Source organism: Acinetobacter sp. AOR41_HL (assembly GCF_027854645.1).
Lineage (GTDB): Bacteria > Pseudomonadota > Gammaproteobacteria > Pseudomonadales > Moraxellaceae > Acinetobacter > Acinetobacter nosocomialis.
On sequence record NZ_JAKTHZ010000037.1, the window covers coordinates 163875 to 186140 of the forward strand.

General features: G+C 38.2%; 25 protein-coding genes and 2 pseudogenes. 3 read left to right on the forward strand and 24 right to left on the reverse strand.

Annotated features, from left to right (window positions below; genetic code table 11):
* Positions 1–3 precede the first annotated feature (3 nt).
* The 5 genes and pseudogenes from MKL35_RS14880 to tssA form a co-directional block, all read right to left on the reverse strand.
* Positions 4–957 carry a M15 family metallopeptidase gene (locus MKL35_RS14880; RefSeq protein ID WP_002048347.1) on the reverse strand — a complete coding sequence of 318 codons (954 nt, stop codon included), beginning with the start codon at positions 955–957 and terminating at the stop codon, positions 4–6.
* A 7-nt stretch (positions 958–964) separates the two neighbouring features.
* Complete coding sequence (locus tag MKL35_RS14885; protein WP_032012151.1) at positions 965–1564, reverse strand: hypothetical protein; 600 nt, start codon at positions 1562–1564, stop codon at positions 965–967.
* A gap of 12 nt (positions 1565–1576) precedes the next feature.
* Positions 1577–2383, reverse strand: coding sequence for a type IVB secretion system protein IcmH/DotU (gene icmH, locus MKL35_RS14890; RefSeq protein ID WP_270913996.1), 807 nt, complete (start codon positions 2381–2383; stop codon positions 1577–1579).
* A gap of 17 nt (positions 2384–2400) precedes the next feature.
* A complete protein-coding gene (gene tssK / locus MKL35_RS14895) occupies positions 2401–3765 on the reverse strand; it encodes a type VI secretion system baseplate subunit TssK (RefSeq protein WP_004702450.1) in 1365 nt (454 codons plus the stop codon).
* Between the two features lie 16 nt (positions 3766–3781).
* Positions 3782–4594, reverse strand: a pseudogene (tssA, locus tag MKL35_RS14900) (type VI secretion system protein TssA); the annotation flags it as partial.
* On the opposite strand from tssA, the gene MKL35_RS14905 reads away from it, so the two are divergent.
* Both MKL35_RS14905 and MKL35_RS14910 read left to right on the forward strand, forming a co-directional pair.
* Positions 4569–4739, forward strand: a complete 171-nt coding sequence (locus MKL35_RS14905; RefSeq protein ID WP_270913998.1) for a helix-turn-helix domain-containing protein — start codon at positions 4569–4571, stop codon at positions 4737–4739. The pseudogene tssA and the gene MKL35_RS14905 overlap by 26 nt on opposite strands.
* Before the next feature lie 128 nt (positions 4740–4867).
* Positions 4868–5299 carry an SRPBCC family protein gene (locus tag MKL35_RS14910; RefSeq protein ID WP_022574813.1) on the forward strand — a complete coding sequence of 144 codons (432 nt, stop codon included), beginning with the start codon at positions 4868–4870 and terminating at the stop codon, positions 5297–5299.
* 55 nt (positions 5300–5354) lie between these two features.
* Here the strand turns inward: MKL35_RS14910 and MKL35_RS14915 are convergent, their stop codons facing one another.
* The gene (locus tag MKL35_RS14915; RefSeq protein WP_032009801.1) at positions 5355–5909 is read right to left on the reverse strand and encodes a TetR/AcrR family transcriptional regulator; all 555 of its coding nucleotides are present in this window, start codon (positions 5907–5909) and stop codon (positions 5355–5357) included.
* 675 nt (positions 5910–6584) lie between these two features.
* Here MKL35_RS14915 and MKL35_RS14920 point away from each other — a divergent pair.
* A complete protein-coding gene (locus MKL35_RS14920) occupies positions 6585–7082 on the forward strand; it encodes a hypothetical protein (protein WP_032009798.1) in 498 nt (165 codons plus the stop codon).
* Positions 7083–7244: 162 nt separating this feature from the next.
* Here MKL35_RS14920 and MKL35_RS14925 read toward each other — a convergent pair whose 3' ends face one another.
* The 18 genes and pseudogenes from MKL35_RS14925 to MKL35_RS15010 form a co-directional block, all read right to left on the reverse strand.
* Positions 7245–7703 carry a hypothetical protein gene (locus MKL35_RS14925; protein ID WP_032009796.1) on the reverse strand — a complete coding sequence of 153 codons (459 nt, stop codon included), beginning with the start codon at positions 7701–7703 and terminating at the stop codon, positions 7245–7247.
* A 20-nt stretch (positions 7704–7723) separates the two neighbouring features.
* On the reverse strand, positions 7724–8008 hold the full coding sequence (locus tag MKL35_RS14930; RefSeq protein ID WP_199983371.1) for a hypothetical protein: 285 nt from the start codon (positions 8006–8008) through the stop codon (positions 7724–7726).
* Positions 8009–8140: 132 nt separating this feature from the next.
* Positions 8141–8560, reverse strand: coding sequence for an NF045616 family extracytoplasmic (lipo)protein (locus MKL35_RS14935; RefSeq protein ID WP_032009791.1), 420 nt, complete (start codon positions 8558–8560; stop codon positions 8141–8143).
* A gap of 2 nt (positions 8561–8562) precedes the next feature.
* Entirely contained in the window at positions 8563–9228 is a 666-nt protein-coding gene (locus MKL35_RS14940) for a hypothetical protein (protein ID WP_032009789.1), read from the reverse strand.
* A pseudogene (locus tag MKL35_RS14945) lies at positions 9221–9748 on the reverse strand (PAAR domain-containing protein). Before MKL35_RS14945 ends, MKL35_RS14940 begins: the two are co-directional and overlap by 8 nt.
* Positions 9749–9761: 13 nt before the next feature.
* A complete protein-coding gene (locus tag MKL35_RS14950) occupies positions 9762–10190 on the reverse strand; it encodes a PAAR domain-containing protein (protein ID WP_032009787.1) in 429 nt (142 codons plus the stop codon).
* 147 nt (positions 10191–10337) lie between these two features.
* Positions 10338–11558, reverse strand: a complete 1221-nt coding sequence (locus MKL35_RS14955) for a chloride channel protein (protein WP_004887853.1) — start codon at positions 11556–11558, stop codon at positions 10338–10340.
* 303 nt (positions 11559–11861) lie between these two features.
* On the reverse strand, positions 11862–13580 hold the full coding sequence (locus tag MKL35_RS14960; protein WP_032009785.1) for an acetyl/propionyl/methylcrotonyl-CoA carboxylase subunit alpha: 1719 nt from the start codon (positions 13578–13580) through the stop codon (positions 11862–11864).
* Positions 13580–15163, reverse strand: a complete 1584-nt coding sequence (locus MKL35_RS14965) for an urea amidolyase family protein (protein WP_032009784.1) — start codon at positions 15161–15163, stop codon at positions 13580–13582. Before MKL35_RS14965 ends, MKL35_RS14960 begins: the two co-directional genes overlap by 1 nt.
* A gap of 31 nt (positions 15164–15194) precedes the next feature.
* Complete coding sequence (locus MKL35_RS14970) at positions 15195–16001, reverse strand: putative hydro-lyase (RefSeq protein ID WP_000276208.1); 807 nt, start codon at positions 15999–16001, stop codon at positions 15195–15197.
* Positions 16002–16012: 11 nt separating this feature from the next.
* Positions 16013–16777 (reverse strand): LamB/YcsF family protein, encoded by a 765-nt coding sequence (locus MKL35_RS14975; protein WP_000496072.1) that lies wholly within the window; start codon positions 16775–16777, stop codon positions 16013–16015.
* A gap of 34 nt (positions 16778–16811) precedes the next feature.
* Positions 16812–18065 (reverse strand): NRAMP family divalent metal transporter, encoded by a 1254-nt coding sequence (locus MKL35_RS14980; RefSeq protein ID WP_079378129.1) that lies wholly within the window; start codon positions 18063–18065, stop codon positions 16812–16814.
* Between the two features lie 344 nt (positions 18066–18409).
* Positions 18410–19321, reverse strand: a complete 912-nt coding sequence (gene mumR, locus MKL35_RS14985) for a LysR family transcriptional regulator MumR (RefSeq protein WP_017393762.1) — start codon at positions 19319–19321, stop codon at positions 18410–18412.
* A gap of 90 nt (positions 19322–19411) precedes the next feature.
* Positions 19412–19591: a zf-HC2 domain-containing protein gene (locus MKL35_RS14990; RefSeq protein ID WP_032009783.1), complete on the reverse strand. Its 180-nt coding sequence runs from the start codon at positions 19589–19591 to the stop codon at positions 19412–19414.
* Positions 19585–20205 (reverse strand): RNA polymerase factor sigma-70, encoded by a 621-nt coding sequence (locus tag MKL35_RS14995; RefSeq protein WP_016804520.1) that lies wholly within the window; start codon positions 20203–20205, stop codon positions 19585–19587. The genes MKL35_RS14990 and MKL35_RS14995 overlap by 7 nt, the downstream gene beginning before the upstream one ends.
* The gene (locus MKL35_RS15000) at positions 20202–20963 is read right to left on the reverse strand and encodes an HvfC family RiPP maturation protein (RefSeq protein WP_032009779.1); all 762 of its coding nucleotides are present in this window, start codon (positions 20961–20963) and stop codon (positions 20202–20204) included. The genes MKL35_RS14995 and MKL35_RS15000 overlap by 4 nt, the downstream gene beginning before the upstream one ends.
* Positions 20914–21777, reverse strand: a complete 864-nt coding sequence (locus tag MKL35_RS15005; RefSeq protein ID WP_032009777.1) for an HvfB family MNIO-type RiPP peptide maturase — start codon at positions 21775–21777, stop codon at positions 20914–20916. The genes MKL35_RS15000 and MKL35_RS15005 overlap by 50 nt, the downstream gene beginning before the upstream one ends.
* A gap of 69 nt (positions 21778–21846) precedes the next feature.
* Complete coding sequence (locus tag MKL35_RS15010) at positions 21847–22155, reverse strand: HvfA family oxazolone/thioamide-modified RiPP metallophore (protein ID WP_002048443.1); 309 nt, start codon at positions 22153–22155, stop codon at positions 21847–21849.
* Positions 22156–22266: the final 111 nt, after the last annotated feature.

Sequence of the window (22266 nt, forward strand, 5' to 3'; positions counted from 1 at the left end):
CTTTTAACTTATTTCATTTAAGCTTTCAGCAATCAATTTTTCCGCCATTTCCTGAGTTTTCTTCAAACCAGGCATTCTATACTCGGTATGACCATAGTCTTGTATAGATTTCCAGCGTCCACCCCATGTCAGTCCAACGGACTCTGCAACTTGCCCATACAGTCGATACCCCTGCATAGCCCATGGATCACGTTCAGAAATAACCACTTTACCATTTCGTTTAAATGCTACATCTGCTGCTAAACCAAATTGATGGTAGCTCTGATAACCTTTTGCCTTGGTTGTATTCGGGTTACCTGCCAACATATTTTGGCGCCCTGGACTGCGATAACCTTCAAGCAAGACTAACTCATAACCATATTGCTCTTTCATAATTTTAAAGACCATAAGCAAACGCTGCTTATAGCGTGGGTTCATTTTGTCCCACTTACGATTGACCATATTGGTATCTAAAATTGCACGACCATCGAAACTTGCTTTATCAATAGGTGAAGAATTAATTGCACCACTGTCTTGAGAAGCATATTGTTGTTCTAATTGAGTCGCTTCAACAATTGCCGCTTCAATCAGACCTTCATCCACTTCAGGTGGTGGTGATAAGATTTCTCCATTTAATAATGCGTAAATTTGCGGATCAGTTTTTTTTAAGTATTCGGCTTCAATCCGAGTTGAACTAATCGGACGAGTAAAGGCAAAAACTAAAATGCTGGCAAATAAAAAAAATCCTGCAATTACAATCCACCATTGTTGCAAATGCCAATGAGATTGTAATTTTTCAGGTGCAGCTGCCTGATTCATGGTCTGGGCAAATTGCCTGACCTGATTTAGTTGCCGACGTCCCTGAGGTAATAACGATAAAACAAATGTTCTACCTTTACTTCTGAGTTCGTAAGACATTAAAAATGCCAGCCCTATAGCAAGGCAGGCAAAACAAAAGAAAATTAGAAAAATCATCATGAATTTACTAATTCACCGCAAATGGACTGCGAGTCACTTTGATATCAACCGATGCTTTCGGTGTTTCCGCCTCAGCCTCTGGCTCAACTGGAACTTTCTTAGCTTCAGCAGGTTTAGCTTGAACTATCTTAGGTTGAGCGATAGGTTTTTGCTGAGCTGGTTGTATTGGTTGAGTGGGTTTAGCCACAACTTGTTGCTTAGGTGCTACCCGTTCACCTGTTAACTGTGCATCAAAAGGTGAAACACGTTGCTGAGTTGGAGCCGCATTTTTATGAGGAGCAGGTTTAAAAATACCACTCAGTTCATTTTCTTTAGGTTGCTCAAAACCATCATGGCTCATTGGATCAGCTTGCTCTTGCTGATCAACTGTAACTTGTCCATGCGTAGAAGAATTCGTCATCAATACTGGATCACGTTCCTGATCTTGATTTGACTTACTCTCAACAGTGGTAGGATCTGACGAATACGGTTGAGACAAGAACAGGAACAGTGAGATGCTTACAAACACCCCGGCAATAATACCAATGATGATATAGATTACTGGTGATCTCGACTTTTTTTTATTCGATTGCAAAACTCGAATAGAAGTTGGTTTTTCCTGAGCCATTTCGTTCCATCATCAAGGTAAATAAATTGTAATATGTGCCTGCTCTTGTGGGGCAGAAATCACATTTTGATAAGTAGATAATGCTTTATCAATTTGATTGTTCAACATAAATCTTAGACCCGCGAAGGTAAGCAATGCAAAAATCAATAAGAAAATCAAAATCCAGAAAAAAGGTAATTCGCGATGAATAATATTTCGTATCTGATCGGGAATTGCCGAGAACGGCGAAAAAGCAACTTTTTTACCTTTTAAATAATCAATTTCGTCACCTACTCGCGCAACCAAATGATTTAAGCTTTCGATAGACTCAATTCGATATTTACCCTGAAAACCTAATAATAGACAGTAATGGAATACTTCAAGAGCAGCTAAACGATCTTTTCCACGGCTTCTCAGCTGTTCTAATATTTCGAAGAACTGATAACCCGCCAATTGAGAACCAAATAAGCTCAATTGCAACGGACTAATCAACCAAGCATTTTGCAAATTAAAATAGCTTGGGTCTTGTTGGGTCACGATTGTTTCATCAATCAATGCACAAAATGCATATTTAGCATCATGAATATCATCTGCTGAAAACTGCAACTTTTTAGCTTGTTGTTCAAATCGATTAAGCAAATCTAAAATCTTTTCACGAAACCGCTGCGCGTCAGCTGGCACATACTGATTTCGAATCAAAAAGATTAAATAAAAACCATCGTGCAATAAATCGATCAGATTAATCGCCTGTAGCTTTGCTTGGGACTGGCTATTATTATTTCCCCCTGTCCCGATTTGCCCGTCATCAAATAAAGAAGGAGCACCTGTAGATTGTGACATTTTTCTCTCCTTTATCTTTAAGCGTTCATGACCGCAATCAGCTCAATACTGATATCTTGGAAGCCCGCTGGAACGTAAATACAAATCGTTTCTGAATCCAACATGCGCTGATAGAGTTCATGATGCGGTTCGATTTCGAAATAGCTCACACCAGAACGCACTGGAATAGCCGTTGGAACTTGAATTAAGTGGTGTAATGGAATGGCTGGTAATGCTGCAACAACACGCTGTTCAACATCCAGCGTACTACCGATTTTAAACCGTAGAGGTACAATCTGAATCAACTCGTGAGTCTGCATTGCACTGCTAGATACGGCTATATAAAGTCTAGTATCACGAGTAATCTTATCTGTCTCGAGGCTTCCCACCCAATATGAAGGTCGAATTTCTTTAAGGGCAATACTGATGTAGCGACTAGAAATAATGGTATCTAATAAATCACGCAAAATGGTGTCGAGCTGGGTAAAGCTCTCTTGCAAATTGTGATGTTTATAGGCTGGTAACTGATCAACTTCATAAGCTGTCGAAAAAGTTAATAATGAGCCCGCTAAACGCAATAATTCAAAAAACAATCGTTCCGGATGAATTTGTGGATATTGCAAGAAATGATTCAGACCAGCATGTGCAGTGTTTAAAGCATTGACTAACCAAAACGAAACGATATCACCTGAACGGAATTCAATTAATTTCTGTTCATTTTCACGGTTGTTGGTTTGAATGGTTTTAATTTTTGCCTTAATAACATTCAATGTTCTTTTTAAATTCGAAACTAATGTCTCAGATGCATCGACATGCAAAATAGGTGGAATAAATTTACGATCAATTTCAAAAGCACCTGAACTCTGGCGTTTGATTTTACCAATTGGCAAATAAAGAAAACCATCCAGATTATGATCAGGATTACTGTTTGCATCTAATAATTTAAACACAGCTCGACGACGCAATAAGCTGATATCAGCTTCTGTCGCATTTGTGAACAGATCGTGGGTCTCAACCAAATGTGATTGATAACGCCCCTTCTGTGATTGATTCTGATCAATTAAATTCTGTTTATTGGCTTGTAATAATGGTAATGCCAAATAGATGACCATTTCACCACGTAAATTAAGCTCATCAAGCAGAATTGGTTCAGGTAATAAATCGTAAGCCGGTGCCTGATATATTTCACCGTCTTGCCAAATCATTTCTACCGATTCAAGCGCAAGAATATGTGTACTAAGCTGTGCTTCATCAAAACTTAATTTTTGAACACCATATGAAAACGGCACAACAGCACGAACAGTGTGATTTAAGCGTTGTTCATGATAGGTATCTTGAATTTGGAAATGTTGAGGTCTTAAAAATAAACCTTCGCCCCACAGGACTTTTTCAGCTTTAAACATATGTCTTTACCAATCTTTATTCATATTCATTTTTAGGCTGCACACCTAACATTTCCTGAACCATTTGTAATGGGTTTTCATCTTTAATGACTTGTGCCAACCATTCATGTAATGGCATTTGACTCCATTTAATGGTCTTTTGAAGCATATAACTCACAGGACTATGTGGCTCATTGGCCTGAAAATAATCGGCTATTTCTTGTAGCACTTTCATTGCTTGCTCACGATTAGCCAAGTGAGTTTGTGCTTGAGGCTGAAACATAGGCTGTTCTGATACGATTTGTACAGGCACTTGATTTTCCATAGATGGAGTTGTAATAACAGCGGTCTGTTCTTGGGTTTGGGCAAGCCCACTACCAAAAGCCTCTGCTTTATAAATCTTGCGTAAGGTGCTGTGAATGGTTTCAAATGCAGAATCAATTGCAGCAAAACTTGGTGCATCTAATCCCATTAAGTGATCAAGCGTCTGTTTTAAAACATTCCACTCCGTTAGAACCGAAGTAAACTCTTGATAATTTGAATATTGAAAGGTTTTAGACGTATTAAAAATCGCTTGATCAAATTGTTCCAATTCAGATGGACCTGACTGGCTGTCGTACTCTTCAGTTTGCTTACGACGAATGTTTTCGTGGTATAGAAAATTATCGTAATCAAGTAAGTTGTAATAAGGAGCTGTGTTAGTTAAAGATACTTTCTTCAACAAACCAGGCAACTGATTAATTAAACCTTGTAATAAACCAATACGTTGGTCTAAATCATCATCTTCAATAATCGGATGAATATCCTGCCAATATTGGTTCAGCATGGTATGGGTTAAAGTTAAACCCTTTACCGATTCCCTTTTAGCGCAAAATCTAAATTTAGGCCAAGTGGCAGAAATATTAGGTTTCTCAGATTTATCTACTTTTTCTCAAGCTTATAAACGTTGGACTGGCGTTGCTCCAAGTCACTATAAAAAGCAAATGATTAAATAAATTCTATTTAAAATGTTACTTTTTATCCGGAGTTACTCCGACGAACTAGAATTCCAGCATAGAGAAAAGCATGCTACTATCAAAATTATGACAATTAATCATGTCAAATTTACTTTAGAGGGAACAAGATGTTAAAAACTCAAAAAATCAACATCGTACAAGAATTTGATGCACCCATAGATAAAGTCTTTGCAGCTTTGAGTGAACATGAAAACTTAAGCAAACTTTTTGCCCCTGCTAAAGTCACTCGCATTAGTAACGGCAAGGATGCACGTAACGGTGTTGGCTCTGCCCGCAAGATGTCTATTCCGTTTACACCTTCATTTGTTGAAACAAATTTAGTCTATAAAGAAAATGAACTGATCGAGTACGCGATCACAAGTGGCATTAGCCCAATTAAGGCACATCGTGGTGTGATGCAATTTACTGACTTGGGAAATAACCGAACTCGTTTGAATTACACTATCAGCTTTAAAGGCCGCGTTCCTTTTATTGGCCCGATTATTAAAGCCGCTCTACAAAATGGCGTGAGCCGTGGACTTAAAAAACTTAAATTTTAAGAAGCCAATACCATAAGAAAGCCCAATGATGGGCTTTCTTATTTTAGATTGAATACTAAGATAGGGTTATTAAAAAATATTCTAATAATTTATCTCGTTCATCTGTTTCCTCTTTACTTAAAAGCTGAACCATTGCCCCATCAATCACAAATAAAAACATGTGAGCATCTTCGATTAAAGCTGTGGGTTTGATGGTTAAAAGTAGGCCATGTATTTGGGTCACTAACCAGTTTCTATAATCCACTACCACTCTGTAAGCAGTTGGATAAAACTTTTCAATCTCCAAAATGGCCTTAAAAGGCAAACGGTACAGTCCTTCGAGGTTGGCATGGAGATAAAATATTTTTCTTAGCTTATCAAATACCATAAGTTCACGATATGAATGAATAATAGATAACACCTCTTCTTTTAACCCATCTTTTTGAAAGGTTAAGCACATTTCAATGAACCTTTCTTTTGAATGGAAATGCTTATAAAAAGTGGCCTTATTCACTTTGGATTCGGCAATAATTCGGTCAACACCGACTTTGTGAAATCCATACTCCATAAATAAATCTTTTGCTGTATGAAGCACTCTGAGTGCTCTAAATGAAGCTTCTAAATTTGGCATAGTTATACCGTTAAAATAATTTTTTGTTGTATGTAAAAGAGATAGAAATGCCGTCACTCTTAAATTGAGTGCTAAAAACGGGCATGCAAAAGCGGCACAATAAAGGTGTGCTCGCCTATCTCGGGGTTATTGTTGCTATGATTTTTGAGTCGTAACGATGTTTAGGTGTAGAAAACCTAGAGTCGATTAAACCGATTTAGAGAGTATTTAAACGGTATAAATAAAGAGATTTTGGCAAAGGCCAATAAATAAGATGAATTAGTACGCATAGCGGACTCCTTTGGCTATAAAAGAAGTTTCACCGCATTACTGCTAAATAATGGTGGCGAAACGAAAGAGGGTTAGCAGACTGGAGCCAAAGAATCCAGCACACCCGAAGGTGTCCCCCTCCCGTTCCGCCGCAGAGGGGGCACGCAGGGATTTCCACAAAAAAGTTAGACTTTTTCGTGTACTTTGGCTGATGGTCTGCTAAAACCAACTGGCAATGTAGGCCAGCCCGCAAAGGATAGTATTCGCTTTTGTTATCGTCAAGCGTAGGAAATGACAATCGTATTAAAGTAGAGCGGTTGGGGAATAAAATTTATTTATAGGTTTAAGTTATAGTTTAGTTCATTATGAAATTTCTAATATTTTTAGTATGATATATTTTCATTACAAAATAATTAGATTCAACTAATGACATTAAAGACTTTATATATTGAGCTTTATTATGGAGAATATTCAGCTCAAAAAAGGATAGAAAAGATTAATAAATACATTGAAAAAAACGAAGATACTCACGTAGATTTTTTTACCGAATTATTACAGCCATTTAATGATTATAATTCTTTATTACTGCGAATCATAAAATTAACAGACCCTAATTTTTCATATAATTGTATTGAAGCAGAAATATTAGCAGCTCGATTTTTTTTAGATATTTTAAATAATTATCAAGAAAACAATCTAAGCCCAGTTCAGCTATGTACAATTTTCAGTAATTTAGAAACAGGTTTTATGGGAGCTTCAAGAAATCTTCCAGACAATATAATTTATTACCCTACTTGGCTCGAATCTTTCTACGATGCTTGCGATTGGTGTGATGAAACATGGACTTTAGAGAATTCTCCTCAACTAATTGAAACCACAAAACAGCAAATCCATATCATAGAAAAATGGCTATTCTTCAAATAGTGATAAGGCATCTTTATTGCTATTTTCTTAACCATTTTTCGACTAATCTTCCATGTCTTTCCAAAAGTTATTCTATAGACACCGGTCTTTGCCAGCTTCCAAAAATTTGATAGAAGACAGAGAACCTTTTTGGTGAACAAAATATGAAAACTATAATTCATACTAATTAATGCATTCACGTACAAAGCTTTCTTCGTCACCTTCAGAAGAAAATATATTGTGATCTTTAATACAAAAATTTAATGTTTGCATTACCACCCCAGGTTCATTAAAAAGTCCCTCTCTTGAAATAGAAATATAGTAAGGTTTCTTTTCTTCAATTCCGTTGCTTTTATAATTACCAATAACAATCTCGGCTACTCTTTTTTCAACATTTTTTTGCAAAATTTCCTTATATTCTAAACTATTTTCTTTCTTATCAACCAAGCTTCTTACTTCATACCCATGAACTATTATTCCATCTTTATTTAATAGAAAATGGATATCTGAGTTACTTATATTTACCTTAATTTTATTTTCTTCTTTTTTAGAAAAAAAAACAAATGCGATATAGCATAAATACAAGAAAAATATACCCAAAATAACCAATATTACTTTATTACCAACAGACGAATCTTTCACTTTAATAGTTCCTAGTGTATTTATTTTATTACTTGACGAATTTTTTGTTCATACATAGCAAGAACTTTATCTCTACTCTTACCTACAACATTCTTTCTATTTCTTTCAAGCATATAACTCACATCATAATTATTTTTTAACAACCAATAGTCAGCCAAAATTTCAGCCTGTGATTCTAAATTATAGTCTAAAAATCTTTTAGACGTATTTTTATATTTAACAAACTCAGCAACAGTTGGGCTTTCCAATATATTGTATATATAAGGATCATATTTAAAATTACTAAGAACAGAACAAGCTTGCAAAGAATGATATTCGCTTTTGTTGTCGTCAAGCGTGTGAAATGACAATCGTATTAAAGTAGAGCAGTTGTAGAAATAGAAAAGCCATTACTGGGTAGGTAATGGCTTGGTATCAGATAGATTTATTTTAAAAGTTTAATTACATGTCGTATCTTCTGGACTTACGGCTTTAGCACTTAAAATATTTTTCTTTTTAGATATACAGATTAACTTAGAGAAATTTTTATTAGACTCTAAATTAATATCATATACCTTTTTATCTTCAAAAACTGAAGCGGGAATAGATAAACAATCCTCTGATTTAATAGGAAATTTCACACCTTTACCTTGATAAGTTTTATCATAAATACTTTCAAATTTTTGGGTCGGCTTATATTCTCCAACAAAGACAATGAAATAATTATCTGGATCAAGATATGTATTTTTATTATCAGTATAGATGCATAAATCATTGTTTTTAACAATGGCTTTTAGCTCATGACTAATCGGTTGGGCACATCCAACATTCATTAAAATAGTGAAGATTAAAGCTAGAGATAGTTTTATTTTACGCATAATTATGATTTCGGCAGTAATGATTTATCATGAGGGTTATGCAAGAAATCTCTTAAAATTCTCTCAACATACCCTAAAAGTTTTAAACTTTTTTGGTGATGAGGTCTAGTCGGAAAATTATTTTGTAAATAACAAGCATCAAACCATAACTCAATAATCCGTCCTTGTTGTTCAAAATTAAAATCGCTAAATTTTTTATTTAAATCTCTTCCAGTTATATCTGTATCATAAGCTTTTAACTCATTGCTTCCAGAATCTGCAGAATTAACTTGTGAAGTATAACCGCCTTTACATAATTGCTTAAGACCCAACCAACCATTCGATACACCCATTTGATATTGCCATACATGCACCATTTCATGAATGAACCAATGTTGTGCATTTCCTTTTGCTGCACTAAAATCTGGATTTTGTATATAATCATCTTTAGGCAAATACATTTCCCCTGCTGGAGTCATCGCATTACCAGTTTTAGTATGTATCATTCCACCAATGTGAATCCATACTTTCGAATAATCAATTGCATCTTTAAAGACTAACCGTGACATTGCTATTTCACCTGGGGTTAGTTGTCTTTTAGTATTAAGTTTAATAACTGAAGCTTTGGCCTTCATATCCCCATCTAGTTTTTTTAATTTGTCACTGAAAGTTGCAATAATATTACCCATGTGAATGCTCCTTAGAGATAATTCTTAACTCGATTTCTTCCATCTCATTACTTGTTATTAAATCAGTGTAACCATTTTTATCTGTTGTGCCGTGAACTACACTGCCATTTTTTTTATGTATTTCATAACATACCGTAGCTAAAGGCTATCCAGTTAATTCATCCTGTAATAGAAATCTTTGCCCATATTCATGTTTTGTTTCCTCGACAAAATTATTCTGTGCAGTTGTCTTTGATGAAGAAGAATATGGACTACCACTCTCACCAACAACATGGCTTTGTTGAGGTAAAAGTGTAGCTCCGCAGGATAGTTTATCACCTACATAAGCAACTGGTTTTCCATCAAAAATCACATGATCATGACTTTTAATAACTGTAGACCAACACCTACACTTAGGACAAACATGCCCATCCCCAGCACGAACAAATAAGTTACCCATTTGGGAACTTATCATTTGAGTTGAGGGAACAACTCCACCATGATCAGTAATAGCATTATGGATTGCAAAACCTTTCGACATCTTACTTATCCATTTATTTATTATTTAAAAAATCTAGAGGTTTTGGGCCATCATTATATATACATATATAAACTGACTTATTTGGACTCTCTATAATTTCATCATTATTATCTAAGCGTGAACCAATTAAAGCTACTGATTGCCCTTCTATAGTTAAAGCTTCACCAGCACCTGTAATAATTTTTGCTGTTGTACCATCTGCATAAATTGCTTCATCACCCACCAATGCTAATGAAATTCCTTTTAATTTTGAATGGTGTCCAGAAGCTCGAATAAGCCCACCATTTTTTGTTTTGGCACCATTTACTGCAATATAATATTTAGTAAATGGCTTATTCTGCCAATATAAATTTTCTGCATTTAAAATCTGTTGAATATCATTTTCTGAAAGATCTTGTAATTGTTCGTAAGAAAGATCTCTTAAAAAAGTAGGACTTGTCATTTTTGTACCATTCTAATTTTTTCAAAATGAATAATAGCAAAAATTTATTAATATAAAAAATAAACTAAACGTAATTTTAAAATAAAACTATCATATTTAAATATAAAAAATAGGCCAGATTATAATCAAGCCTATTTAAAACCCTTTCTAATCCATCAACTTTTTACGGCGATACAACCCACAATTTCCAGAAAATAGCGCTGCCAATAAACAGGTAATAATGGCATAAGTCGCAACATTCATTCCAAATAACTCAACAGCTAAAATAATTGAGGTTAACGGAGCCTTACTCGCCCCTGAAAACAGACTTACTAAACCCAAGCCAGCAAGTAATGAGAGTGGTAGGTTTAAAACTGCGCCTAAAGCATTCCCTAATGTTGCACCCACATAGAACAATGGCGTAATTTCACCACCTTTAAAGCCCGAACCTAAAGTGATGGCTGTAAAAACAGTCTTGTTAAAAAAGTCGTAAAACTCAATCGGTACATAAAAAGATGAAATAATTTTATCTGTACCTAAACCGTTGTACTGCTGATGTGCAGTGAACAACGTAAGCAGCATAATAATAATACCGCCGACCATCGTTCTTAATGGCAAATAACGAATGTATTTATAAAAGAGGTCACTTGCCAAGTGAATGGCTGCAATAAAGAAGCGCGCAGCCAAACCAAAAACTAATCCTGCCGCAATTAAGCTCATGAGTGTGCCAAAATGAATGGCTGGAAACTCGCTAATTACATAAAAAACGTGCGGATGCACAATTTCAAATAGCTCAGGAATGGTCGATGCAATCAGCGCCGACACAAAACATGGAAAAATAGCTGAGTATCTTAAATTACCTAAAGCGGTAATTTCTAAACCATAAATTGCACCCGCCAAAGGCAGACCAAACACCCCAGCAAAACCCGCGCCAATACTGGCGATTAAACAGATTTTTCGGTTGTCTTCCGAGATTTTTAATATATAGCTTAAATGGTCAATTAAGGCACCTGAAAGCTGAACCGCTGGCGCCTCACGCCCTGCCGAACCACCAAACAACTGCGTTAAAATTGAGGTAATAAAAATGATAGGACTCATTCGTTTTGGAATAAACGATTTGGGTTGATGAATCTCATCTATGAGTAAATGAGTTCCCCGTTCAATCGGCGAACCATATTTTTTAATGAGATAACCAATACCAAAGCCTACAAAAGGCAGAAAGTAGATGAGCCAGTGATGCAGACTGCGGACTTTGTTTGAAATATCAAAAGCCACAAAGATTAGAGTGGATGCCAGCCCAGCAACGACTCCAATCACAATTGATATGACGAGCCAATAGACACTGTATTTTAGAATTTGATCATATTCAGATGAAGGTAGAATTTTCATTCGCTTTCTTCAATTCGCCTGTGAGTGAGTGCCAAATTCTCAAATTTTTTTTATGCTGCCAGTTCATTAAGTGAGAAATGCTTAAACTGGGCTAAAAATTAAAGCTCGCATAAGCGAGCTTCAAATACAGTGATTAATATTTATACCACCAATCTGTGACAAATATCTCATAACCCGTTCTGGCTTTCAAGTTGAAAATGGTTAATGAAAACCTAAAAAATGCCTGATTGAGTTAATTAATAAACACTCGTTTTGACCTGATCAAACTAAAAACATTCTCAGGCCAAATAACCTATTCAAATTTTAATTAATGCTCGCAATCATGGTTTCAGCATGGCAGGTCGCACCCTTCTCTGCACTAATCTGAATAACACCACTACGGTGTGCAAGTACCTGAACTTCCATTTTCATGGCTTCCATAATGGCAACCACTTGGCCTTCTGTGACTTGCTCACCATTTTCAACTTTCCAAGCGCTAATCACACCATTAATAGGCGCAAGTAAATGCTCGGCACTGACTTCTGGCTCGGCAATCTGCGCTTGAGCTGCGGTTACTGGGCCTTGTGCAAACATACCCGCAGGTAAACCTAAACGGTGTAACTTGCCATCAATTTCAATGTAGCTGAGTAACATCGGTTGTTGATGGTTTGGAATACCACGTTTGGTTGGCTTTAACTCTTGCTTAAAGTCATTTTCAATCCAACGCGTATGTACATTAAATTCATTTGTAAAGTCAGGTTCATTAAGTATCGCACGGTGGAAGTCTAAAACTGAAGCCACACCTTCAATTTTAAATTGCTTCAAAGCACGTTTAGCACGAGCAATTGCAACTTCTCGGGTTGGACCCGTCACAATCAGTTTTGCCATGAGTGAGTCAAAGTGACTAGACACTAGAGAACCAGTGCGCACACCTGTATCGACGCGTACACCATTACCAAATGGTGCTTCAAATAAACTCAACACACCAAAGGCTGGAATAAACCCGCGAGCTGGGTCTTCGGCATTTATACGAAACTCAATGGCATGACCTTGTGCTTTTGGTGTTTCTTTAATAGAAAGCTCATGGCCCTGTGCAACACGAATTTGTTCAACTACCAAATCGACTTTTGAGGTTTCTTCAGTCACTGGGTGTTCAACTTGCAAGCGCGTATTTACTTCTAAGAATGAAAGTTTACCGTCACGACTCAGTAAGTACTCAACGGTTCCCGCACCCACATAGTTTGCAGCCTGACAAATATTTTTTGCCGAGCTTAAAATTTGCTGGTAAATCTCATCGCTAATAAATGGCGCTGGCGCTTCTTCGACTAACTTTTGGTTACGGCGTTGCAACGAACAATCACGTGTACCAAGCACTACAATATTGCCATGTTGGTCGGCTATGACTTGCGCTTCTACATGGCGTGGTTTATCTAAATATTGCTCGACAAAACATTCACCACGGCCAAAGGCAGCTTTTGCTTCACGTACTGCCGACTCATAAAGCTCTTTGACTTCTTCGAGTTTCCACGCGACTTTTAAGCCACGGCCACCACCACCAAATGCGGCTTTAATGGCAATCGGCAAACCAAACTGCTTGGCAAACTCTAAAGCTTCAACTGCATTGTTGAGTGGGTCTTGCGTACCCTGAACTAACGGCGCACCCACCGAAGCAGCAATTTTACGCGCTTCGATTTTATCGCCTAGTTTTTCAATCGCACTTGGAGATGGCCCTACCCATTTTAAGCCTGCATCAATCACGGCTTGAGCAAACTCAGCACGCTCAGATAAAAAGCCGTAACCCGGATGCACCATCGTTGCTTTCGATTTTTTTGCAACTTCAATAATAGCAGGAATATTTAAATAGGTTTCACTGGCGGTCGCACCAGCCAAGCCCCATGCTTCATCTGCAAGTTCGACATGCATGCTACCAATGTCGTCATCTGCATATAACGCGACCGATGAAAGTCCCATATCACGGCAAGCATGGATAATACGAACAGCAATTTCACCACGATTAGCAATCAATAATTTTTCTGTATTCATCATTCATTCTCAAAATCTGTAAATTCGGCAATTTTTTTAAATTTGATGTGGCAACCTGCCGGAATCTGTGCCACCAAGTCCCAATGGTGTTTAGCAACAGAGGCAATGACCGGATATCCGCCCGTTAAAGGATGATCATTCATAAACAAAACGGGCTGACCACTCGGTGGAATTTGCAAAGCGCCAATGCAAGTGCCTTCACTTTCCAGTTCATGGGTAATTTTGCGAGTTAGGGGCTGTTCACCTGAAAGTCTGAGCCCAACTCGGTTGCTTTCATTGGTCACGAGCCATTCTTGCTGACAGAGCAGTTCAATACTGTCTTGTTCGAACCAGTCTGTGCGTGGCCCCATTACAATATCTAGCTCAACCATTTCACCAACTTTTGGCAAATCGCTTTTGCCCACTTCATTTACACTAATGTTGGCTGCCTTCACCTGTCCTTGGTAAATGGTATCTCCAAGCTTTAAAGGCTCTGGCCCTAACACCGCCAAGCTGTCAAACGAGGCACTATTGAGTACTGGTTCAACGTCTATACCACCGCGAACTGCCAGATAGTTTCTTAAGCCTGCTGTTGGGGGTTGAATTTGAAACTCATCGCCTTCATCCAAATCAATCGGCTGATAGCTTGCAAAGTCTGCGGTTTGACCATCGGTAAATTTCACTCGAATGTTTGAGATCGCGCCTGCCACCGCAATAACACCCGCATGCTGCATTTTGGCTTTTAGCCCACCATTTAAAACTTCAATGACGGGTGCATCGGTTGGGTTACCCACAATACGGTTGGCACTATGCATGGCAGATAAATCCATTGCACCAGCCACGCCAACACCAATATTGGTCTGGTTTAGGCGCCCTTCGTCTTGAATAAGCATTTGTAAACTTGGCGCAGTAATCGTAAATAGTGGCACAGATTGTTTCGGCTCAACTGTACGCGTGATTTGCTTCGGTACAGTCACAGTGGTCGGACGATGCGTAACATCTTCAAAATGTACAGTCATGCCCGGTAACAGCAATGCAGGATTTTTACGCTCTAAATCCCACATTTTTTCTGTTGTTGTACCAATCAGCTGCCAACCACCTGGACTGTCTTTTGGGTAAATACCAGAGTATTTTCCAGCCAAACCCAAAGAGCCTGACGGTATTTTTTTACGTGGAACCGTTAAGCGCGGAATATCAGTAAAAGGCTTATCGGGACTACTCATATACGCAAAGCCCGGCGCAAAACCAATAAAAGCCACATTCCACACGCTTTGGTGATGTTTTCTAATCACATCGGCAATGGACAGCCCTTGCAACTCGGCAACCTGAGCAAGGTCTTCGCCATCATAACGAATCGGCACAATCACTTCTTGGCCGCTACGCTCAAATCCAGAATCAACTTTGAGGCTCTGAATTGAAGCAACTAGCGTTTTAAAATTGGTTTCTATCTCATTAAAAAAAACCAAAATTGTTTTTGCAGCGGGGACTAAGTCTTTAATTCCATTCAATTGCGTATTTTGCAATTTATTGTACAACGCCAAAGTTTCCTCTAAGCTCGCAAGCTCAATTAGAAAACAATCGGCGTTTACCGATAAAAAACGCATTTGCTTATCCTTTTAATTCTTCTTTAGCTATTTAGCCCATCCAAGCACGGTCAGGAATATCGGTAATAAACATGTAGCCCGGTGCATGACTAATGGCAAAAGGAATTTTCGAGTTCATGACTGCTGCTTGCGGTGTTACCCCACATGCCCAAAACACAGGAATTTCACCCGCTTCAATACGGGAAGCATCACCAAAGTCAGGCTTATTTACATCCTTAATACCTAAGCTTTCAGGGTGCCCGATATGTACAGGTGCCCCATGTACACTTGGCATACGTGCAGTGATTTTTACTGCTTCACTAATTTGATGAGATGGAATTGGTCGCATGGAAACCACCATATTTCCTGAAATACGCCCTGCCGGTTCGCACTCTATATTGCTCAAATACATCGGAACATTGGTATCGTCATGAATATGACGAACTTCAATACCCGCTTCTTGCAAAGCTGTTTCAAACGAAAAGCTACAACCAATTAAGAAAGTCACCAAATCAGGATGAGCATTATAAATTTCTCTTGCATCGGTCACTTCATCGACCATTTCCCCATCTTTCCAAATGCGATAACGTGGGAAGTCGGTTCGAATGTCTGAGTCTGCGGCAAGCTTAGTTGCATAAATGCCCTCTTCGAGCACATCAAGCACTGGGCAGCTTTGCGGGTTACGGTGTGCATAGAGCAAAAAATCATATGCCCAATCTCTTGGCACTGAAATCATGTTGACCTGCGTCATACCCGCAGCCATGCCCGCCGTTGGTTTATCGAAACCTGCACGGATTTTTAAACGTGCATGTAATGCGGCTTCAAGCTGAGCTGGGTCGACTTTAATATCCTTATACATTGCGCTCTTCCTTATGCTTTATTTACAAATGGGCGAATTTCAATATTGTTTTTTACAAGCTCGGCTTTAATGGCTGCTGACATTTCTAGTGCGCCGTCGGTATCGCCGTGTAGACAAATCGTGTCGGCCTGAATTGGGGTAAATACACCATCAATTGACTCGACCCCACCATTTTTAAGCATAGACACCACACGGCTCGCAACAAATGCCGAGTCGTGTAAAACCGCACCTTCTAAACGGCGGGAAACCAATGAACCATCGCTGTTATAAGCACGGTCTGCAAATGCTTCGGACACAACTTTTAAACCCGCAGCTCGTGCCTGTTCGACTAAGTTCGACCCAGCTAAAGCAACTAGTACGAGTTCAGGGTTATACATTTTAATGGCATCAATTACTGCGGCTGCCTGAGCTTGGTCATGGGCAATGGTGTTGTAGAGCGCACCGTGTGGTTTAACGTACTGCACTTTTGAGCCTGCCACCTTTGCTAAACCATCAAGCGCAGAAATTTGGTAAAGCACATCTGCAATAAGTTCGTCACGTGACAAATCCATATTACGGCGACCAAAGCCTACAAGGTCTGGGTAAGACACATGAGCACCTATGGTCACGCCAAGTTCAACTGCTTTACGAACCGTTTTTAAAATGCCGAGCGGGTCACCAGCATGAAAACCACAAGCAATGTTGGCACTGGTCACGACAGGTAAAATCTGGTCATCATTACCCATTTTCCATGAGCCAAAGCTTTCACCCAAATCACTATTTAAATCTACAAACATGGTATTATTCCTTTATCAATTCATGTCGTCTGGCTTAAAGTTTGGTCAAATAGTTAAACACTGTCGTAAATGACATATAACCCATCCACCACGTCAACAAACATGTTAATCCACCCAAAATAAGTAACCATTTTGGATAGTTATAATTACCCATTAAATCTTTACGGCACGCTGCGACATACACAAAAATTGTAAGGCCAATTGGCAACACTAATCCGTTAAAACCACCCACAAAAATGAGTAGACCTGCCGGAGTTGCACCCAATAACACATAGAGCAATAAAGCCAATGCGATAAAGGTAATGGTCGTATAGTTGGTTTGTTTTGGCGTTAAATTCTTTTTAAAGGCGGTAAAGAATGAAACCGAAGTATATGCGGCACCAATCGTACTGCTAATACCCGCGGCCCAGAAAATTAAACCAAATAATTTAAAACCGAATGTACCTGCTGCATATTGAAATGCTTGGGCTGCCGGATTGGCGTCATGGCTGGCTAAATCAATATGGGCACCGCTCACCACCACACCTAAGAACGCTAAAAACAGCACATAACGCATGATGCCAACTACAACAATGCCTTTGGTTGCAGCTTTAGCAACTTCATTAATATTTTCAGGGCCAACAGCACCTTTATCGAGTAAACGGTGCGCACCCGCATAACAGATATAGCCACCCACTGTACCACCCACAATAGTGGTAATAATGGCAAAGTCGATATGATCTGGAGCAAATGTCTGATGTACAGCTTGACCAACTGGAGGCATCACAATGACGGCAACAATAATAATCAGCAGGATTTTAAGCAGACCCAACACGATCATACTTTTATCCATGGCAAGCGTTGCTTTTTTGGAAGCAAAAATTAAAATCGCTAACGCCCCACTTAAAATACCGCCCCACTTTGTATCTAGACCAAAAAGTGCATTTAAACCTAAAGCTGCACCTGCAATATTACCGACACTAAAGAAAAAGCCACCCAAAATCACCAGAAACGCCAGTAAATAACCACTACCCGGTAAGGCTTTATTGGCAATATCAGATGCACGCATCTGGGTAAGTGTCACCACTCGCCAAATATTTTGTTGGACGACATAATCAATCAGAATAGAAACTAAAATGGCAAAGCCAAATGCCGCACCTAACTTAACTGTAAATACAGCAGTTTGGGTTAAAAATCCTGGCCCCATTGCAGAGGTCGCCATCATAAAGATTGAGGCAACAATGGCCCATTGGCGATCTGATAAAAAAGAAGATTTCAGTAAAGACATATTAATGCGTTCCTCATCCATTTGAGCTTAACAACGCTATTTTCAAGTTGAATCAAGAACACCATTTTTGTCCTAAACGATATTCTTTAATCCTTTAAAATGACAAAGATTCCCTATTCCCCAATCAACACAATCGGTGATCAAATCTTGTGTCTAAAATAAAAACATAGCTAATCCCTACGAACAATAAGACTTTTTACAGAAATTTAAAATTTTAAATAATTGATTTTTATAGTTTTATATTCAAACCAAAATACAGGATAAATTTTACTTATCGATGTACATAAGCTGTTTTTATGGTTTTACATATAAAACAGCTTTTTTAAACAAGGAAGAATAAGAATAAATGATACTCAAAAAACAGCTTATTTTTTGATTTGCTCATTAAGCCTTTTCATAGCACTCGCCGAGACTTTAACAGCAACCTCGGTTAATTTTTCTTTCAAGGCAACATCGTTACCGTGAATATAAATAGACGTAAAATGAAAGGTTTTTAAGCGAATAGGTGTATTTAATATTTCTAGACGCCCGTCGGTAATTTCCTTTAACGCCGTTAAAGTTGGCACTACCGCAATACCTAAGCCTTGCTCGGCAAGACGCAATAAAGTCGCTAAAGAATAGCTAGTAATTGATAGTGGTTCATCAATCCCTTTTTCTTTCATTCTTGCCTTTAATTCTTTATAGGGGTAGGTAATTTTTGGATAGGTTAAAATGGTATGTGACATCAAGGTTTTAAAAGACATTTGTCCAATTCCACCTTTAAATGAAGGTGAAGCCAAAAAACTTAACTCGAAATCACAAAGTGCTTGTTCAATACACTCAAAAGCCAACGTTGGCCCGAGTAAAAAGGCCATGTCCAAGTCCCCAGTACGTACCCCTTCTTGTAAGTTAGGTGTCAGATCCACCACAATTTCGACTGAAACTTTTGGGAACTCTTGTTGAACTTTTTCGATATATTCGACTAGCCATGTATACACAATCGTTTCGGAAACGCCTAAACGTATAGTTCCTGTGAGATGCTGATTTTCAGTAAGCTCTGCGACCAGATCGGTTTCTAAACGCATAAACTTTTCGGCATATTTAAATAATGTTCTGCCTTTATGGGTCAATTTAAACTGTCGCAAGCTTCGGTCTAAAACTTTAAAACCTAATTCATTTTCAAGAGATGTGATTTTTTGAGATACCGCAGGCTGTGTCGTTTGTAATTTAGTCGCGGCCTTATTGAAGCTATTTAAAGTCACAACCCAATAAAATGCTTCAAGATTCTTTAAATTCACGTTTCATCCTGTCTTAAAAATTCCTTTACTTTTATAGTATGGGAGCTTTTAGCGTGTTAAGGCTAGCAATAAATAAATTTTTAACTAAAGTTAGCCATTCAAATTTTTAAATGCTTTAGAAAGCTGACTAATTGTTTTGATCTGTTTTGCATAACGACGGCATGATCGGCATGCCAATAAATGTAATTGCAAACTACTTTGCTCACGTAAAAACAAAGGTCTATCTTGTTTCTCAGACAAAAGTTGAGTGGCTTGTCGACATGTCAACATGAACAATCCTCCTTCAATAACCATTTATTTTCTAAGCATTCGCGTAATCGAGTACGGCTTCGATACATCAACACATTAAAGTTGGAAATAGATAACTCTAACTTGCTACAAATCTCATTAGAACTCAGCTCTATCACCTCTCTCATCATAAAAACTTGAGCATATTTGGCAGGCAAATGATCTAAACAGGCTTCAAAAATTATCCAAAAATCTGACTGCTCTATCATTTCTTCAGGGCTTTGCCATGCTTGAGGTGCTTCATATTTATGCCAGTGTCCTGAAGCATCAAATAATTCATCAACACTGAGTTCACTTTCCTCGTCTTTAAATAATTCAGACATGGCAACTAAGCGCGACTTTTGCCGAAGTACATCAATAATTTTATTTTTTAAAATAGAAAATACCCATGTTTTGAACGCAGCTCGCCCTTTAAATGAATCTAAATGTTGAAAAGCGCTCGTTAATGCTTCTTGCACCACATCTTCAGCTTGCGGAAGTGAGGACAACTGTAAAAAAGCAAATTTAATCATTTGCTGCCTTAAATCTTGTAAAAAGGCTGGGCTATGCAGTTGATCCCCTAGATCGTCATGATGTGATGCCGCAGCTGAAGTCATCCTTGTACCTCTTTAAAATCATGGGGAGTTTGAATTAATTGTAGTCGAGTTAAGAGGTTTTTGAGTTCTTGAATTTGCAGATAAATTTCAGGTTCAGACAAGTCAGTAAGTACAGAATAAATGAGTGTGAAAATATCATGGTCAGTTAACGCTATATTTTTCGTTAACTGTTCAATCAGCATAGCAAACAAAGGTGAAAGCTGTTCAATACATACTTTATCTTGTTGATCGCGCCAGACCATTATTGCACCTGGTGCAAGTTCAACTTGTTCTGGCGTCATCAAAGTCGTCCACGTATAAACGGGATATTGATAAACCAGTACCCATACTTTAGTGGTTAACTGCCAAGCACAATTTTCGTGAAAAACATCATTTTCAATTTCGACAGTATCTAAATACAGTTCAAGCCATTCAAACTGCAATAATTCAGCCAGCCAAGGGTATTCTTGCAATATCGGATGCTGTTGCTCTGTTAAATACTCTCTAAATTCTAAAGAAATATCATTATATAAAGGTGAGCGGCTCTTAGCTTTTTGAAAGAACTCTAACAGTAATTGTTGCCACTTTAATTCTGGCAACATCGCACGAGCTACCGGATAAACTAACTCAATAAATGAGCTGACATTATTAAAAAGCAAGTCCCGATAAATTTGCATTCGTTGAGCAGGAAGTGCTTGAGGTATTTCCAAATCAGGATCACGAATCCATTCACAAAACTGTCGTTGCATGGTTTGGAAGGATATTTGATTTCCCTTCATAGCCACTCTCCTGTTGTTGAATGAGTTTAATTTTGGCGAGTTCCTCTTCTAATTCTTGCCATGATGGAATATTAAAGTCGCGTTCTAATAAAGTCGGTTTTACTCCACACACTTGATAGGTATATCTCAATAGCTCCCAAACACGGTCACAAACTTCTGCCCCATGGGTATCGATTAATAAGTTCTTCTGAACTTTTTCATGCCCAGCAATATGTAAATAACGGATTCTTTCTTTTGGCATTTTCTGGATAAAACCAAATGCATCGCTACCATGATTGATACTGTTGACATAGACATTATTTACATCAAGGAGCAAATCACAGTCTGCATGTTGAATCACTTCACGGATAAATTCAGCTTCACTCATTTCGGCATTCGGCATTAAATAAGTAGAAACATTCTCTATAACTAATCTTTTTCCTAAAATATCCTGCACACGTAAAATACGTTCAGCCACATATTTAACAGCGGCTTCTGTCATCGGTATGGGCAACAAATCGTATAAATAGCCGCCGTCATTTGTATAACTTAAATGTTCAGAATAAATTGGTACATCATATTGTTCTAAAAAGCTTTTTATTTTACCTATAAATTCGAGATTAAGTGGATGCGGCCCTCCAATAGATAATGACAAGCCGTGACAAATTAATGGCGCTTTTTCAGCACACTGTGCAAGTAGTTTTGCATGTCGACCACCAAAACCTAACCAGTTTTCTGGGGCAACTTCGATAAAGTCCGGATATGTTTTTGCAGCTAGAAACGAATCTATAAAGTCACGTCTCAAACCAAGCCCCACACCATTCAACTCCATCATGGTGATTACTCCTTTTGGAAATGATGCCGACACTTACTAGAAGGCCGACATCATCCATGATTAGATTGTTTACTTGGCGCCACACTTGCCATCAGCAACTTTTTTATCTGCCCCGCACTTGCCGTCCGCTGCTTTTTTAGTTGCTCCGCATTTACCATCTGCTGCTTTTTTATTTGCTCCACATTTTGCTTCAGCAGACTTTTCGTGTTTTTTCATTTTGTTGGCTCCGCATTTCGCCTCACCACATTTACCATCGGCTGCTTTGGTTGCATGTACTTCGGTTGTTGTATTGGTTGCTGCTACAGCCACTTGCGTAGCACCCGCAACTGAAAGTGCTAATAATGCTGCCACTGAAGTCATTGAGTTGAGTTTGTTCATTTTCGTATTCCTTTAATGCTAATTTCTCGGTTTGTACACATGTACATAAAGTTAGACGGACTAAATCCCTTTTTATTACACCGTAAATAAAAAAAATTTTTATGTAAGAAA

What these genes read in the sequence shown, in the direction of transcription:
- MKL35_RS15005 (WP_032009777.1), bottom strand. Translation starts at nt 21,777, where the DNA reads ATGATGGAGTTGAATGGTGTGGGGCTTGGTTTGAGACGTGACTTTATA.
- MKL35_RS15000 (WP_032009779.1), bottom strand. Translation starts at nt 20,963, where the DNA reads ATGAAGGGAAATCAAATATCCTTCCAAACCATGCAACGACAGTTTTGT.
- MKL35_RS14955 (WP_004887853.1), bottom strand. Translation starts at nt 11,558, where the DNA reads ATGAAAATTCTACCTTCATCTGAATATGATCAAATTCTAAAATACAGT.
- MKL35_RS14980 (WP_079378129.1), bottom strand. Translation starts at nt 18,065, where the DNA reads ATGGATGAGGAACGCATTAATATGTCTTTACTGAAATCTTCTTTTTTA.
- MKL35_RS14995 (WP_016804520.1), bottom strand. Translation starts at nt 20,205, where the DNA reads ATGACTTCAGCTGCGGCATCACATCATGACGATCTAGGGGATCAACTG.
- MKL35_RS14920 (WP_032009798.1), top strand. Translation starts at nt 6,585, where the DNA reads ATGACATTAAAGACTTTATATATTGAGCTTTATTATGGAGAATATTCA.
- MKL35_RS14970 (WP_000276208.1), bottom strand. Translation starts at nt 16,001, where the DNA reads ATGTATAAGGATATTAAAGTCGACCCAGCTCAGCTTGAAGCCGCATTA.
- MKL35_RS14885 (WP_032012151.1), bottom strand. Translation starts at nt 1,564, where the DNA reads ATGGCTCAGGAAAAACCAACTTCTATTCGAGTTTTGCAATCGAATAAA.
- MKL35_RS14910 (WP_022574813.1), top strand. Translation starts at nt 4,868, where the DNA reads ATGTTAAAAACTCAAAAAATCAACATCGTACAAGAATTTGATGCACCC.
- MKL35_RS14960 (WP_032009785.1), bottom strand. Translation starts at nt 13,580, where the DNA reads ATGAATACAGAAAAATTATTGATTGCTAATCGTGGTGAAATTGCTGTT.
- MKL35_RS14940 (WP_032009789.1), bottom strand. Translation starts at nt 9,228, where the DNA reads ATGGGTAATATTATTGCAACTTTCAGTGACAAATTAAAAAAACTAGAT.
- MKL35_RS14915 (WP_032009801.1), bottom strand. Translation starts at nt 5,909, where the DNA reads ATGCCAAATTTAGAAGCTTCATTTAGAGCACTCAGAGTGCTTCATACA.
- tssK (WP_004702450.1), bottom strand. Translation starts at nt 3,765, where the DNA reads ATGTTTAAAGCTGAAAAAGTCCTGTGGGGCGAAGGTTTATTTTTAAGA.
- MKL35_RS14905 (WP_270913998.1), top strand. Translation starts at nt 4,569, where the DNA reads ATGGTATGGGTTAAAGTTAAACCCTTTACCGATTCCCTTTTAGCGCAA.
- MKL35_RS15010 (WP_002048443.1), bottom strand. Translation starts at nt 22,155, where the DNA reads ATGAACAAACTCAACTCAATGACTTCAGTGGCAGCATTATTAGCACTT.
- MKL35_RS14950 (WP_032009787.1), bottom strand. Translation starts at nt 10,190, where the DNA reads ATGACAAGTCCTACTTTTTTAAGAGATCTTTCTTACGAACAATTACAA.
- MKL35_RS14990 (WP_032009783.1), bottom strand. Translation starts at nt 19,591, where the DNA reads ATGTTGACATGTCGACAAGCCACTCAACTTTTGTCTGAGAAACAAGAT.
- MKL35_RS14965 (WP_032009784.1), bottom strand. Translation starts at nt 15,163, where the DNA reads ATGCGTTTTTTATCGGTAAACGCCGATTGTTTTCTAATTGAGCTTGCG.
- icmH (WP_270913996.1), bottom strand. Translation starts at nt 2,383, where the DNA reads ATGTCACAATCTACAGGTGCTCCTTCTTTATTTGATGACGGGCAAATC.
- MKL35_RS14935 (WP_032009791.1), bottom strand. Translation starts at nt 8,560, where the DNA reads ATGCGTAAAATAAAACTATCTCTAGCTTTAATCTTCACTATTTTAATG.
- MKL35_RS14880 (WP_002048347.1), bottom strand. Translation starts at nt 957, where the DNA reads ATGATGATTTTTCTAATTTTCTTTTGTTTTGCCTGCCTTGCTATAGGG.
- MKL35_RS14975 (WP_000496072.1), bottom strand. Translation starts at nt 16,777, where the DNA reads ATGTTTGTAGATTTAAATAGTGATTTGGGTGAAAGCTTTGGCTCATGG.